Below are 13,455 nucleotides of genomic sequence, written 5' to 3' on the forward strand. Positions count from 1 at the left end.
GAAGGATTTCCCCAGCCCGAGCTAGCGTTCCGGGATGCTCCTACCAACATCGGGACCCGTGTCGGCAGGCGACGCGGAGCAGGTGATCCGGGCCGCCCAGCTGGGCGACCCGCATAGCTTCAGGCTGCTGTTCGAGCTTCACTACGCCGGCATGCTCGCTGTGGCACACCGCATCCTGGGCGCCGGGCCCGACGCCGAGGATGCCTGCCAGGATGCGGCGATCACGGCGTTCTGCCGGATCGGCGAGTTGCGCGACCCGTCTGCGGTGCGGCCCTGGCTGCACGCCATCGTGCGAAACAACTGCCGGAAGCTTCTCCGCTCTCACCGGCCCGTCCCGGTCGGCGTGGCCGGCGAGAATCTGCTCGCCTCGGAGCGGGACGATCCGGCCGCCCGCATCGACCGCAGCGCCGTGCGGGACTGGATCTGGCACGGACTGCACCGGTTGTCCCCGGCCGCGCAGACGGTGGCGTTGCTGCGCTACTTCACCGAGAACAACTCGTACGAGCAGATCGCCGAGCTGTGTGGGGTCCCGATCGGCACCGTCCGCAGCCGCCTGAGCGAAGCGCGCCGTCAGCTGGCCGACGTCCTGCCCCGCCTGCACGAGGAGCGGCACGACGAGACCACGTCCCTGCAGGCCGAACGACGCGAGGAGGCGACGACAATCCTGTCCGCGGTGTCCAACGGTGCGCCGATGCACAAGGCGACCGCGCGCTGGGCCGAGGACCTGACTTTCTACTGGCCGAGTGGCGAACGGACGATCGGCCGCGAACCGGTCTTCGCGGCCATGCGACGGGACTACGACTCCGGCGTCGCCCACCAGATCACCGGAGTGGTGGCTGGTGCGGGCATCACGATCTGGGAGAACGCCTTCATCAACCCGCCGGAGGATCCGTACCACTGCCCGCCCGGCGGGACCTGGCTGCTCCGCGAGAAGAAGGGCCTGGTGTGTGAGGTGCGCCTCCTGCACACCCCGCGACCGACCCACCCGGTGATCACTTCCCCGGCGAATCGAACTTCTGGCCGCCACACCAGGTCCTGGAAGGTATGACCACAAATTCGATCCATGACCTGGAGCCACAGTTCGCCGCCAACCGCCGCTACTGGTGCGGCTGGGCCGGCGCGCGTCCCGACACCGACCTTCCGACCTACCGCACCGAAATCCCTCACCCGCTGCTCAACGGCGTCCTCCGCGTCCGAGGTCGGCAACTGGACGACGCCATCGCGGAGGCGACGAAGCACCTCACCGGCTCACGGTGGGGCTGGTGGGTGGGCGCGGACAGCGACGACGGCACCGCCGAAGGTCTGCTCGAGCGCGGCGCGGAGCAAATCGGCGACATGCCCATCATGGCGGTGGACGTGACCACGGTGGCCGCTGTCGCAGCGCCCGCCGACCTGACGATCCGGACCATCGTCGACCCGGTCGGGATGCGGGAGTACGTCGAGGCCTACGCCGGACCGCTCGGCATCCCCGGTGACCTCGGGATCGTCGTCGACCGGGAACTCGGCTTCGCCTACCCCGAGGTGGTCCGACTCGCGGGCACCCTCGACGGCCGTACCGTCGGCACGTGCACAGTGTCGCTCGGCACCGACGTCGGCGCCCTGTACTGCATCGCCACGGACCCCGCCTTCCGCCGACGCGGAATCGCGACCGCCCTCACCCGCGAGGCGTTGCGCATCACCCGCGAGTCGGGGCGGCGGATCGCCACGCTGCAGGCAAGCGCCGAGGGCGAGCCGGTGTACCGGCGGATCGGCTTCGACACCGTCGCCCGCTATCGCCTCTACCAACTCCCGGAGTGAGCTTGTGGCGACGCCGCCCGGCCCCAGGCCCGGGCGGCGTTGCCGTGCCCGAGCGCACGATGTAGGGCAGCCGGATCTCCGGCTGCCCTACATCGTGCGACTGTCAGTACCGGTCAGGCGGCGCTGCGCACCCTGTCCAGGCCCAGACGACGGGCGTACCGGGTGTACGCGCCCGGCCCGAGCCGGGAGAGCACGAACCAGGCCGGACCCGGGATGACCGCCCTGAGACCCGCGACGTGCTCGGGAGTGCCGTCGCGCAACACCATCCCGAAGGCCATGGGCAACCGGTTCTTCGGCATGGTGGCCATCGCAGCCGCGCCAACCTCGGCCCACTCCTTGTCCGTCAGGTATTTGTCAATCAATGCCAGTAGGTGCGTCTCCTCGGTGACCAGGTGCTCCAGCATCGGCGGAACCAGGGCCTCGACAGCCGCGGCGAGAGCGTCGCGGTCGACAGCGGTCGCGCTCCGGCGCCAGGCGTGGGACCGACTCTCCACCTCGCCGAGTGCCTCATGCAGGCCCTCGTGCTGACGTTCCATGGTCTCGACCAACGGCGCGATCTCTCTCGGACCCCGTTGCATCAGTTTCGGCCAGACCTTCTCGTCCTCGCCGGCGTGGTGCAGGTTCAGCAGACCGGTGAGGATGAGCACGTGGTCGGCGACCCGTGCGGCGGCGACGCCGTCGTTGGCAGAAGTGGTCCGTACGAGTGCCGCGGCAGCGGGGAACTCGCGTCGGAAGGCGTTGTGGACGAGGTACATGTCGCGGCTGTCTGCCATGGTTCTCTTTCCTTGATTCCGTGCGCGTTCGATGTGGCAGAGGCGCGGCCGACCATCGAACGGCCCACTGACATTCCGATTTGCCCCTGAAACCGTAACGGCCTGCTCTTGACGAACAGTGAACGCTCACAACGACGGGGCAACGCCTCGGCAAGTACTTGCTCGCACGGAAAGCGAGTGTTAACTTTCCGTACGAGCAAGTACTTGCCGAGCATGAAGGAGCCGCATCGTGAACACCCCCACACCCGAGGAAGCCCAAGCGGCCCTGCGGGATGTCGACCGGCGACGCAACCAGACGGCAGCGGCGGCCGGCCATTCCCGGTGGGGCTGGATCGTGGCCGGGGTCCTGATCGCGGCGTACGGATTCCTCGCCGACCGTGAACCACAGTTCATCCGCACCTGGGGCAGCGCCATCGTCCTCCTGCTGCTGTTCGCCTCTCTGCTGGGCAACACACGCCTGGGCGGTTCGCTGCTCCGTCGGCCGGTGCGTCCGCGCGTCACGCCCGACCCGGCGAGCGTGCTCTGGCTGCTGCTGGTGCTTGCCGTCCTGATCGGCGGCACAACGATCGCCGCGGCCATGGACGTTCCGCACGTCGCCCTGTGGAGCGGGCTCGCCGGCGGTGTCCTGGTGGCCGCCGCAGGTCCGTGGTGGCAGCGCAGGATCCTCACCAGAGAGACCGGACGTTGACCGAACCCAAGTTGGACCCCGCGCTACTCGATCCCACCCGACTGGCCATCCTGGCGCTGCTGGCGGGAACGGAGTGGGCCGAGTTCGCCTTCGTCCGCGACTCCGTGGAGCTGAGCGACTCGGCCCTGTCCAAGCGGATCTCAGCCCTGAGCGACGGCGGCTACGTCGAGGTCCGCAAGGGTTACGTGGGCAAGCGCCCGCGTACCTGGATCAACCTCTCCACGACCGGTCGCGTGGCTCTGAGCGCCCACATCGCTGCCCTGCAGGAGATCGCCACGCGGGTCGTCCGCCCCGACCCGACACATGCCCCCGAGCAGTCCAGCTAGACGGGGGTGTCGTTGCCGCGACGCCACGCCCCGGGACGGCAGTGCAGGGGGTACGGCCGGCGCCGCGGCGGATGGCCACCCCGTTCCACAAGCCCGGATCATGTCCGGAAACGTTCGAGCCATCCGCCTGGCGCGCGTCGAACACGTCCACGAACCGAGCTAGGCCGGCTCGCGTACGCCTCCGGCGTTCCCACCATCGTCCGGCATCGGTTCGGCAGGGGCTTCTGGCAGTTCGTCCGACGCGCCGGGCAGGAGGACGCCCGGGTCGTCGGGCACCGGCTCGCGGGGGTCGATGGGCGGATACTGTTCGGGGTCGAGATCCGGTCCAGTCATCAGGCGAGTATCCGTCGTTCTCCGGAATGCCGCTCGTCGAGCCCCGCGAGCCGGGTGACCTGTCCCGCGCTCTGGTTGAAGCGAATCCACTCGACGAGCGGCCGATCAGGATCGGTGACCTCGGCACCTCGGCGGGCAGGTGCGCGACGTCAGGTGGTCCCCAGCAGGTCCCACCGGTTGCCGGCGATGTCGAGAAAGACCGCGACCCGGCCGTAGGGCTCGGTTCGTGGCGCTCGGACGAAGGTGACATCGGCCTCGACCATCCGCCGGTATGCGGCGTCGAAGTCGTCGACGCGGAGGAAGAACCCGACTCGGCCGGCCAACTGGTCACCGATCGCGGCACGTTGGTGTTCTCCGTCGGCGCGAGCGAGCAGGAGCCCGGTCTGGGCGCCCGGCGGCCGGACGACGACCCACCGCTTGGGTCGACCATCGTTGGTCAGCGATGGGGAGTCCTCGACGAGGTCGAAGCCGAGTACGTCGGTGAAGAACGCGATCGCGGGGTCGTACTCGTCGACAATGAGGGCAACCAGGTCGATCTGCACCACGGCAGCGTACGTGGGACAGGGCCCTCCTGGCCGCCCCGTGAGTCGACAACGGCCAACAGAGCGTCCGGTCCTGCGTGGTCGCGGTAGATCCGTGCACCTCGAACTCAGGGGACGAGCGGCAGCGGCCGGTCGTCCCGCTCACGGCGCCAGACCCGTTGCCAACGCGCCTCGGTGATGCCAGGTGGCGCGGAATCCGTACGGAGCACAGTGCAGGCGGATCGGCAAGACCCCGTTGCGACGCCCGGACGACCACCGGCCGTTCCCGCAGACGATCGAAGACCGAGACCGCGTCTTGACGCCGGTGTCGGCATCGCCCCGTGGAGCGCGGGGATCGCGCGGTCACCACACAGCCGAACCGGCTACGCCAGTAGAGGGTCAGGCGCTGACGAGAGCGCGACCTGCCGTCACCTCATGCCGTGCCGGACGGGCGTTCACTGACCCTCTCGGCGATCGCTCGGCCCAGCTCCGCCGTCGTGCCGGTGCCCTGCAGGTCGGGGGTCAGCGGCGCCTGCCCGGGCCCGTACGCCAGGACGTCCTCGACCGCGCCGAGCAGGTGGGCGGCAGCCTCCGGATGGCCGAGGTGCTCCAGCATCATCGAGCCGCACCAGATCTGGCCGATCGGGTTGGCGATACCTTTGCCGGCGATGTCGGGTGCCGAGCCGTGCACGGGCTCGAACAGGCTCGGGTGCTCACGCTCAGGGTTGATGTTGGCGCTCGGGGCGATGCCGAGTGTGCCGGTGCAGGCCGGGCCGAGGTCGGAGAGGATGTCGCCGAAGAGGTTGCTGGCCACGACGACGTCGAACCACTCCGGGTGGAGCACGAACTGCGCCGCGAGCGCGTCGATGTGGAACTTGTCCAGGCGAACGTCGGAGAACTGCCCGCCCATCGCGGCCACCCGCTCGTCCCAGTACGGCATGGAGATGGAGATGCCGTTGCTCTTGGTGGCGGACGTCAGGTGCCGTTTCGGGCGACGGTTGGCCAGCTCAGGGCAGCCTGCGCGACCGCGACATCCACGCCGGGCAGCACCACGTGCCCCTGGCCATGCTCCCGCTGCCGGAGTCGCACTGAGACCGGTGCCAGCCTCACCGAGGAGGCGTTCCGAGTCCACTCCGGCGCTCATACGATCTGCACCGGCGCGTCGATCGCGAGGCGGACGCCATCAGTCCCGCCACTCCTTCGCGAGCAGTTCGTACGAGCTGACCCGGTCGCCGTGCGCATGGGTGATCGTGGTGATCAGCAGTTCGTCGGCGGCGGTGACGTCACGCAGGACGCGCAGCCGCTCGACGACTGTCCCCGGCGATCCCACGAACTGGGTGTCCACCCGGTCGGCGACGAATTCGCGGTCCTCGTCGGTCCACGTCAGCGCGGCGGCCTGCTCCGGGCGCGGGAACGGGATGGCACCGTCACCGCTGCGAATGCTGCGCACCCAGGGCCCGTACGGTGCGGCGAGCCGACGTGCGGTCTCGTCGGTCTCGGCGACGACCACGTCGGCCGAGACCACCACGTACGGCTGGGCCAGCGCCGGGGAGGGCCGGAACGCGGCCCGGTAGGCGGTCACCGCATCGAGCACCGACGAGGGGCTCACGTGGTAGTTCGCGGCGAAGGGCAGCCCGAGCGCGCCGGCGAGTTGAGCACTCTCGCCGCCGCTGCTGCCCAGCAACCACACCGAGAGGTCGGCACCCTCCCCCGGTACGGCGTGCGCGTCCAGACCGTTCTCGTCGGTGTAGTCGCCACGAAGGAGGGCCAGGACGTCGGCCACCTGGTCGGCGAAGGCCGGCGGCTGCGCGCCCGGTTGGTGCAGCAACGCGCTGGCCTGCGCGAAGCGCGGTGAGGCGAGCACCCGGGCGTAGGAGAACGGCGGCGGGATCAGCAGTCCGTCGACGACCCGGGCCTCGACCGGCGGCACGTTCGTGGGAGCGGTGAGTTCCCGGGCCGCCTCGACGCGCCGCTGCCCGGAACGGCCCAGCCCGAGGTCGATCCGCTTCGGGTACAGCGCGGCGAGGGTGCCGAACTCCTCAACCACCGACAGGGCGGTGCGGTGACCGACCTGAACGGCGCCGGAGCCGACGCGGAGCACGCTGGTGGCCGCGGCGACCTGCCCGATGAGCACCGCCGGCGCCGAACTGGCGACGCCCACGGCGAGATGGTGCTCGGCCAACCAGTAACGGTGGTAGCCGGACTGCTCGACCCGGCGGGCCAGGTCGACGGTGTTGCGGAGGGCGTCGGCGACGGTGCCTCCGGCGGGCACCGGCGACAGGTCGAGGACGGACAGGGGTGTCGATGGCATTGTGGTTTCCCGTCTCTTCTCAGACCGCCGGCGTGGCGGTCACCGCCGGTGCGAAGGGGCGACTGGGGATCTCTCGCCGCAGCACGGGCGCCACCTCGGCCTGGAACAGTTCCAGGCTCTCTCGATGCTGCTTGTCGGTCAGCCCGTCGTGATCGGCCTGGAGGTGCATGACCTCGTGGCCGAACTCCCCGTGATAGCGCAGCACCTTGTCGATGATCTGCTGCGGGCTGCCGACCAGGATGGAACTGCGTTCGATGGCGTCCTCCAGGGTGGGGAAGACCGCCGGCAGACCGAGCCGCTGGAACGCCGCGACCCGGGCGTCGAAGATCGGTCGGTACCGCTCGATCGCCTCCTGCGAGGTGCGCGTCACGTAGAAGCCGGCCGATCCCGCGCCGACCAGGGCGTCGGCCGGGTCATGACCGTAGTGGACCCAGCGGTCCCGGTAGTGGCGGATAAGCTCGGCGTACGGCTCGATGGGGTTGGTGACGTTCGCGGAGAAGAGCGGGTCGCCGTAGCGGGCGGCCAGGTCGACCGACTCCCGGCTGGTGGCGCTGCCGTGCCAGACGCGGATCGGCTGTTGCAGCGGGCGCGGCCAGGTCTCGGCCTCGGTCAGCGACGGCCGGTACGTCCCCGACCAGGTGACCCTGTCCTCCCGCCAGAGCCGACGGAACAGCTCGTAGCCCTCCCGGTTCCGATCCCACTGGTCCTCGGCCGTGACGTGGAACAGTTGGGCCTGCGCGGCCCCGTTGCCCTTGCCGATGATCAGTTCGAGTCGACCGCCGGAGAGGTGGTCCAGGGTGGCGTAGTCCTCGTACGCGCGGACCGGGTCGAGCAGGCTGAGCGTGGTGACGGCGGTGAAGAGGCGGATGGTGGACGTACGGGCCGCGATGTGGCTCAGCACCACCGGAGGCGACGAGGAGATGAACGGCCGTTCGTGCCGCTCGCCGACGCCGTACCCGTCGAAGCCGAGCTCCTCGGCGAGGAGAGCAGTGTCGACCACCTCGCGGAACCGTTCGGTAGTGCCGCGGCGCTGACCGGTTACCGGGTCGGGCAGGTGGGTGATCAGGGTGATCAGCAGGAACTTCATGCGGGGACCGTCGCTTCCGGCACAGGGGTCATGGGTGGCGTACCGCCAGGGCGAAGCAGCGCGAGTAGGGCAGGGTGTCGTACGGGGCGAAGACCGGTATCGGCCGGTAACCGGGCTGCTCGTACCGGCGGATCGCGTCGGGTTGGCGGTCGCCGGTCTGCAGCACGATGCGTACCACGCCGAGCTGGCCGGCGGCCTCCCGGGCCGCGTCGAGCAGACTTCCGGCGATGCCGTGCCCCCGGTGGGCGGGCGGTACGTACATCCGCTTGAGTTCCAGGTCGCGACCGTGCCACCGCATCGCGGCGTGGCCGACCGGCGTGGCGTCGGCCGTGTACGCCACGCCCGTCCATGCGACCGAGCCCGGTCTCAGCACCTGCGCCGTGGGCAGGTGGATCGGGTCGTCGGGACGGTCGGCGTACCGGTGACGCAGTTCGGTGGTCATTCCGGCCCGCAGGGCCGTGGCGTCGGGGTCGTCCCACCGTCGGCGGCAGACCGTGACTGGCGTGGTCACGCGGCACCGACGCGGCCGACCGGGCGGGCGGGGCCGAGACCAAGGTGGTCGCGCAGGGTGGTGCCGGTGTACTCGGTGCGGAAGACGCCGCGCTCCTGCAACAGTGGGACGACCTGGTCGACGAACTGGTCGAGACCGCCCGGGGTCAGGTGTGGCACCAGGATGAAACCGTCGGCGGCGTCGGACTGGACGAAGTGGTTCATCCGGTCGGCGACCTGCCGCGGGGTGCCGACGAAGGACTGCCGACCGGTCACTTCGATGATCAGGTCACGGATCCCGAGGCCCTTCTCCTCGGCCAGGGCGCGCCACCGGCGGGCGGTACCGACCGGGTCCGGGTACATGCCGGCCCGGCCTCGACTGATCACGTCGGCGCTGACGTCGGGGTCCTCGACGGGCAACGGGCCGTCCGGGTCGTACGCGGACAGGTCCCGGTTCCACAGCTGTTCCAGCAGCAGGATCGCGGTCTGCGGGCTGACCTGCTGGCGGCGGATGTGGTGGGCGCGCTCCTGCGCCTCGGCGTCGGTGTCGCCGAGCACGAAGGTGACCCCGGGAATGATCTTCAGATCGTCGGGATGGCGGCCGTGCCTGGCGAGCCGGGACTTCACGTCGCGGTAGAACTCCTGGCCGTCCTCCAACGTGCCGTGCCGGGAGAAGATGGCGTCGGCGCTGGACGCGGCGAACTCGCGTCCGTCGGGCGAGTCACCGGCCTGAAGGATCACCGGGTGCACCTGCGGGCTGCGCGGCACTGTGAAGTGGCCGCTGATGTCGAACTGGTCGCCGGGGTGGGCGAACCCGCCCGGGTCCGCCTCCGCCAGGTACCGGCCGCCGTCGCGGTCCCCCACGATCGCCTTCGCCGGCCAGGACTCCCACAACTCGCGGGCGGTCCGGAGGAACTCGGCGGCCCGCTCGTAGCGCAGGGAACGGTCGAGGTAACCACCCCGGCGGAAGTTCTCCCCGGTGAACGCGTCGGACGTGGTAACGACGTTCCAGGCGGCGCGACCACCGGAGAGGTGGTCGAGGCTGGCCAGTTGGCGGGCCAGCTCGTACGGCTCGCGGAAGGTGGTGTTCAGGGTGCCGGCGAGCCCGAGGTGGCTGGTGACGCTCGCGAGGGCGGCCAGCAGGGTCAACGTGTCCGGACGGCCCACCACGTCCAGATCGTGGATGCGCCCGCGCTGCTCGCGCAGGCGCAGCCCTTCGGCGAGGAAGAAGAAGTCGAACTTCCCGCGCTCGGCGGTGCGGGCCAGGTGGACGAACGAGGAGAAGTCGATGTGACTACCGGAGTCCGGGTCGCTCCACACCGTCGTGTTGTTGACGCCGGGAAAGTGCGCGGCCAGGATGATCTGCTTGGGCATGGCGGTCTCCAGAGATCAGGCGGTCGCCGCGACGGCGTACCGGCTGGCCGGTCGGGGCAGGCCGAGCAGGTCGCGCAACGTCCCGCCCGGGTACCCGACGCGGAACAGCCCCCGGTCCCGCAGCGCGGGCACCAGCGCACGGGTGATCAGGGTCAGGTCGTGGGGAAGGACGGCGGGTCGCAGCCGGAAACCGTCCACGCCCGAGCGCTGCCAGGTGGCGAGCAGGTCCGCCAGGTCGGCCGCCGTTCCGGTGAAGCTGGCCGCGTCCGAGCTGAACTGCTGGCCGTGCAGCTCGTCGAGACGCGCACCGCGCCGCCGGGCGTGGGTCGGCGGCTCGTCAAGCAGGACGTTCAGGTCGGCGAACACGCGCAGCGGCGGCTCGGTCCGGCCGACGACCGCCTCGGCCGCCCGGACCTCGGCGACGACCGCGGCGGCGTGCGCGGCGTCGGCCGGGGTGACGAAGACGACGTCGGCGTGCCGGGCCGCGAAGGCGTACGGCACCGACGAGTGGGCCAGCGCGGCCACCACCGGCTGGCCCTGCGGCGAGCGGGGCACGATGGAGGGCCCCTTGACCGAGAACCACCGACCCACGAAGTCGATGTAGTGCAGCCGTTCCCGGTCGACGAAGCGCCCGCTGGCGACGTCCCGGATCTCGGCGTCGTCCTGCCAGCTGTCCCACAGCCGGCGGACCACCTCCACGGCGTCGCCGGCCTCCGCGAAGAGGTCACCGACGAGTCGGACGACGTCCGGGTCGTCGAGCCGGGCCGGATCCAGCGCGGGGATCTCCCGACGGCCGAAGTGACCAGCCTCGGCTCGCCGGGCGGAGACCCGGGGCCGCCAGCCGGCCCGGCCGCCGCTGAGGTGGTCGAGTGTGGCCACCCCCGTGGCGAGGTGGAACGGTTCGGTGTGGGTGGTGCTGGTGGTTGGTACCAGCCCGATGTGCCGGGTCAGCGGGGCCAACCGGGCCGCGATCTGCACCGCGTCGAGGCGTCCGCGGAGCTGGTCGACCCGGCCGTCGGGGCCGTCGGGTCGCGTCGACTGAAGGTCCAGGCTGTCCTCGAAGGTGAGCAGGTCCAGGGTTGCTCGCTCGGCCTCCCCGGCGAGGGCCGCCCAGTAGCGGGCGGTCAGCGGCGCCGAGGCGCCGGCGCGCGAGAGACGCCAGGCGGCGGGATGCCAGCCGAGGCCGTCGAGGGCGACTGCCAGGTGCAAAGTCTTCTCGGTCATGGGCGTTCCTCCTGCGGTCGGCCGGCGGCGACGAGCGTGGGCAGCGCGTCGAGCAGCGATCGGGTGTAGTCGTGTCGGGGGTAGGTGAAGACGTCGCCGACCGGTCCCTGCTCGACCACAGTGCCGTCGTGCATCACCAGCACCCGGTCGCTCAGGTGGTGCACCACGCCCAGGTCGTGCGAGATGAACAGCAGCGCGGTGCCGTCGGCGGCGCGCAGCTCGGCCAGCAGGTCCAACACCTGGGCCTGCACGGAGACGTCGAGCGCGGAGACCGGCTCGTCGCAGATGATCAGACTCGGTCGGGGTGCGATGGCGCGGGCGATGGCGACGCGCTGCCGCTGCCCGCCGGAGAGTTGCCGGGGATGTCTGTCGAGCAGGTCCGCGCCGAGGCCGACGCGACGCAGCAGGTCGACGACGTGATGACGGCGGTCCGCACGGCCGACGTCGGGGTCGAGGTTCTCCGCAACGACCCGCCCGACGCTGTAGCGCGGGTCGAAGGAACTCAGCGGGTCCTGCGAGATGAGCTGCAACCTGCGTCGCAGCGGGTGCCGGGTCCGCTCTGGCACGGCGGCCCACGGCGTCTGCTCGAAGGTGACGGTGCCCGCGTCGGCATCGAGCAGACCGGCGACGATCCGGGCTACCGTGCTCTTGCCGGAACCGGACTCCCCCACCAGGCCCAGCGTCTCGCCCCGCGCGATGGTGAATGAGACGTCGTGCACGACGGTGTGCTCGCCGTACCTCTTGGTCAGGCCGCCCACGTCGAGCACTGTGTCGTCGGCGCGGACCTCCGGCCGGGCGGGCAGCGCCGCCCGTGCAGCTCCGCCGGGGGCCGCGCCGGCGAGCCGTCGGCCCCGCGAGGTCGCGGACGGCACCGCGGCCAACAACTGCCGGGTGTACGGGTGCTCCGGTGCCCGCAGCAGCCGGTCGGTGGGCCCGTGCTCGACGATGCGACCGTCGCGCATGACCAGCACCCGGTCGGCGACCTGGGCGACCACGGCCAGGTCGTGGCTGATCAGCAGCAGGCTCACCCCGGCGGCCCGGCGTTCGGCGAGCAGCCGCAGGATCTGGGCCTGCACGGTGACGTCCAGCGCGGTGGTCGGCTCGTCGGCGATGAGCAGTGCCGGTTCCCCGGCGATCCCCGAGGCGATCAGCGCGCGCTGCCGCAGCCCGCCGGAGAGCTGGTGCGGATACTGTCGGGCGCGACGCTGCGGCTCCGGCAGGTGGACCAGGTCGAGCAGGTGGGCGACCCGGCCGGCCCGTTCGGTACGGCCGACGATGCCGTGGGTGGTGAGCACCTCGCCGATCTCGGCGCCCACGGTGCGCAGCGGGTCGAGGGAGACCAGCGCGTCCTGCAGGACCAGCCCGGCGAGGCGACCCCGGACCCGCCGCCAGTCCCGTGGGCGGTATGTCCGCACGTCCTCGCCGGCCAGGTCGAGCCGGGCGGCGCGGACCCGTGCGTCCGGGCCGGCGAGACCGACAAGGGTACGGGCGGTGACGCTCTTGCCGGAGCCGGACTCCCCGACGACTGCCACGCACTCACCACGCTCGACGGTGAAGCTGATTCCGCGCACCGCGGCCACCCGGCCGGACGGGGTGTCGAAGTCGACGTGCAGGTCCTCGACCGTGACCAGCGGTGCCATCAGCGTCGCCGCCCATCGAAGCGGGCCTGCCAGTGCCGGCCGACCACGGTCAGCGAGACCACTGTGGCGGTGACGGCCAGGCCGGGCAGGATGCTGATCCACCACGCCACGTGGAGATAGTTGCGCCCCTCGGAGAGCATCGCGCCCCACTCCGGCGACGGCGGCTGGGGACCCATGCCGAGGAAGCTGAGCCCGGCGGCGGCCAGGACCGCCTCACCGAGCCCGATCACCGCGAGCACCGGCACCGGCCCGACCACGTTGGGCAGCACGTGCCGCAGCACCAGCCGGGACCGCGACTGCCCGAAGGTGACTGCCTGTTCGACGAAGCCGGAGCGGCGGACCAGAAGCGTCTGACCACGGACCACCCGGGCGTGGTGCGGCAGTGTGGCGATGCCGATGGCCACGATCAGGCTGCCGGTGCCGGTTCCGGCGATGGCGATGAACAACAGGGCCAGCAGCAACATCGGGAACGCCGACAGCGCGTCGAACGTGCGGCTCAGTGCCTCGTCGGCGACCCGGTGCGTGAGCCCGGCGAGCAGGCCGAGCAGCACCCCACCGGTCACCGCGATCGCGGTGGCGGCCACACCGATGGTGAGCGAGTGACCGGCGCCGTGCACCACCCGGGTCAGGACGTCGCGGCCGAGGTGGTCGGTGCCGAACCAGTGCCCGGCGCCGGGCGGACTCAGCACGGCGAGCGGGTCGGCCGCGAGCGGGTCACCGGGCGCCAGCGCCGCCGGCCAGGCCGCGGCGACGACCAGCAAAACGAGGTACGCCCCGGCGACGAGCAGGCCGGGCCGCGGCCGAAATCGTCGGCGTACGACCGGTTCGGTCTGGTCGACGAAGATCCGGGCGGGCGCGTCGGTGAGCGGGGGGCCCACTGTGACTGTCATCG

At 71.2% G+C, this 13,455-nt stretch carries 15 protein-coding genes; 4 read left to right on the forward strand and 11 right to left on the reverse strand.

Features of this window, described 5'->3' with window-relative positions; all coding sequences use genetic code 11:
• The first annotated feature begins 58 nt into the window (after window positions 1–58).
• Both ABZ406_RS22540 and ABZ406_RS22545 read left to right on the forward strand, forming a co-directional pair.
• Entirely contained in the window at window positions 59–1,048 is a 990-nt protein-coding gene (locus ABZ406_RS22540) for a sigma-70 family RNA polymerase sigma factor (RefSeq protein ID WP_357764854.1), read from the forward strand.
• Window positions 1,045–1,797 (forward strand): GNAT family N-acetyltransferase, encoded by a 753-nt coding sequence (locus tag ABZ406_RS22545; protein WP_357764857.1) that lies wholly within the window; start codon window positions 1,045–1,047, stop codon window positions 1,795–1,797. The genes ABZ406_RS22540 and ABZ406_RS22545 overlap by 4 nt, the downstream gene beginning before the upstream one ends.
• Window positions 1,798–1,910: 113 nt before the next feature.
• On the opposite strand, the gene ABZ406_RS22550 is transcribed toward ABZ406_RS22545, so the two are convergent.
• A complete protein-coding gene (locus ABZ406_RS22550; RefSeq protein ID WP_357764860.1) occupies window positions 1,911–2,570 on the reverse strand; it encodes a hemerythrin domain-containing protein in 660 nt (219 codons plus the stop codon).
• Window positions 2,571–2,799: 229 nt separating this feature from the next.
• On the opposite strand from ABZ406_RS22550, the gene ABZ406_RS22555 reads away from it, so the two are divergent.
• Together ABZ406_RS22555 and ABZ406_RS22560 are read left to right on the forward strand one after the other, a co-directional pair.
• A complete protein-coding gene (locus ABZ406_RS22555) occupies window positions 2,800–3,258 on the forward strand; it encodes a hypothetical protein (protein ID WP_357764863.1) in 459 nt (152 codons plus the stop codon).
• Entirely contained in the window at window positions 3,255–3,584 is a 330-nt protein-coding gene (locus ABZ406_RS22560; protein ID WP_357764866.1) for a transcriptional regulator, read from the forward strand. The genes ABZ406_RS22555 and ABZ406_RS22560 overlap by 4 nt, the downstream gene beginning before the upstream one ends.
• Before the next feature lie 159 nt (window positions 3,585–3,743).
• Here the strand turns inward: ABZ406_RS22560 and ABZ406_RS22565 are convergent, their stop codons facing one another.
• The 10 genes from ABZ406_RS22565 to ABZ406_RS22610 form a co-directional block, all read right to left on the reverse strand.
• Window positions 3,744–3,917: a hypothetical protein gene (locus ABZ406_RS22565; protein ID WP_357764869.1), complete on the reverse strand. Its 174-nt coding sequence runs from the start codon at window positions 3,915–3,917 to the stop codon at window positions 3,744–3,746.
• Between the two features lie 149 nt (window positions 3,918–4,066).
• Window positions 4,067–4,462 carry a VOC family protein gene (locus ABZ406_RS22570; RefSeq protein ID WP_357764871.1) on the reverse strand — a complete coding sequence of 132 codons (396 nt, stop codon included), beginning with the start codon at window positions 4,460–4,462 and terminating at the stop codon, window positions 4,067–4,069.
• 409 nt (window positions 4,463–4,871) lie between these two features.
• On the reverse strand, window positions 4,872–5,582 hold the full coding sequence (locus ABZ406_RS22575; RefSeq protein ID WP_357764874.1) for an isocitrate/isopropylmalate family dehydrogenase: 711 nt from the start codon (window positions 5,580–5,582) through the stop codon (window positions 4,872–4,874).
• A 39-nt stretch (window positions 5,583–5,621) separates the two neighbouring features.
• Window positions 5,622–6,749 (reverse strand): LLM class flavin-dependent oxidoreductase, encoded by a 1,128-nt coding sequence (locus tag ABZ406_RS22580; RefSeq protein WP_357764877.1) that lies wholly within the window; start codon window positions 6,747–6,749, stop codon window positions 5,622–5,624.
• 19 nt (window positions 6,750–6,768) lie between these two features.
• Window positions 6,769–7,836, reverse strand: a complete 1,068-nt coding sequence (locus ABZ406_RS22585) for an LLM class flavin-dependent oxidoreductase (protein WP_357764879.1) — start codon at window positions 7,834–7,836, stop codon at window positions 6,769–6,771.
• Window positions 7,837–7,864: 28 nt separating this feature from the next.
• The gene (locus ABZ406_RS22590) at window positions 7,865–8,347 is read right to left on the reverse strand and encodes a GNAT family N-acetyltransferase (protein WP_357764882.1); all 483 of its coding nucleotides are present in this window, start codon (window positions 8,345–8,347) and stop codon (window positions 7,865–7,867) included.
• Window positions 8,344–9,699, reverse strand: a complete 1,356-nt coding sequence (locus ABZ406_RS22595) for an NtaA/DmoA family FMN-dependent monooxygenase (protein ID WP_357764885.1) — start codon at window positions 9,697–9,699, stop codon at window positions 8,344–8,346. The genes ABZ406_RS22590 and ABZ406_RS22595 overlap by 4 nt, the downstream gene beginning before the upstream one ends.
• 15 nt (window positions 9,700–9,714) lie before the next feature.
• Complete coding sequence (locus tag ABZ406_RS22600; protein ID WP_357764888.1) at window positions 9,715–10,923, reverse strand: LLM class flavin-dependent oxidoreductase; 1,209 nt, start codon at window positions 10,921–10,923, stop codon at window positions 9,715–9,717.
• Entirely contained in the window at window positions 10,920–12,563 is a 1,644-nt protein-coding gene (locus tag ABZ406_RS22605; protein WP_357764890.1) for an ABC transporter ATP-binding protein, read from the reverse strand. Before ABZ406_RS22605 ends, ABZ406_RS22600 begins: the two co-directional genes overlap by 4 nt.
• Window positions 12,563–13,453 (reverse strand): ABC transporter permease, encoded by an 891-nt coding sequence (locus tag ABZ406_RS22610; RefSeq protein WP_357764893.1) that lies wholly within the window; start codon window positions 13,451–13,453, stop codon window positions 12,563–12,565. Before ABZ406_RS22610 ends, ABZ406_RS22605 begins: the two co-directional genes overlap by 1 nt.
• Between the last annotated feature and the right edge of the window lie 2 nt (window positions 13,454–13,455).

Source organism: Micromonospora sp. NPDC005710, assembly GCF_040630995.1.
Taxonomy (GTDB): domain Bacteria; phylum Actinomycetota; class Actinomycetes; order Mycobacteriales; family Micromonosporaceae; genus Micromonospora.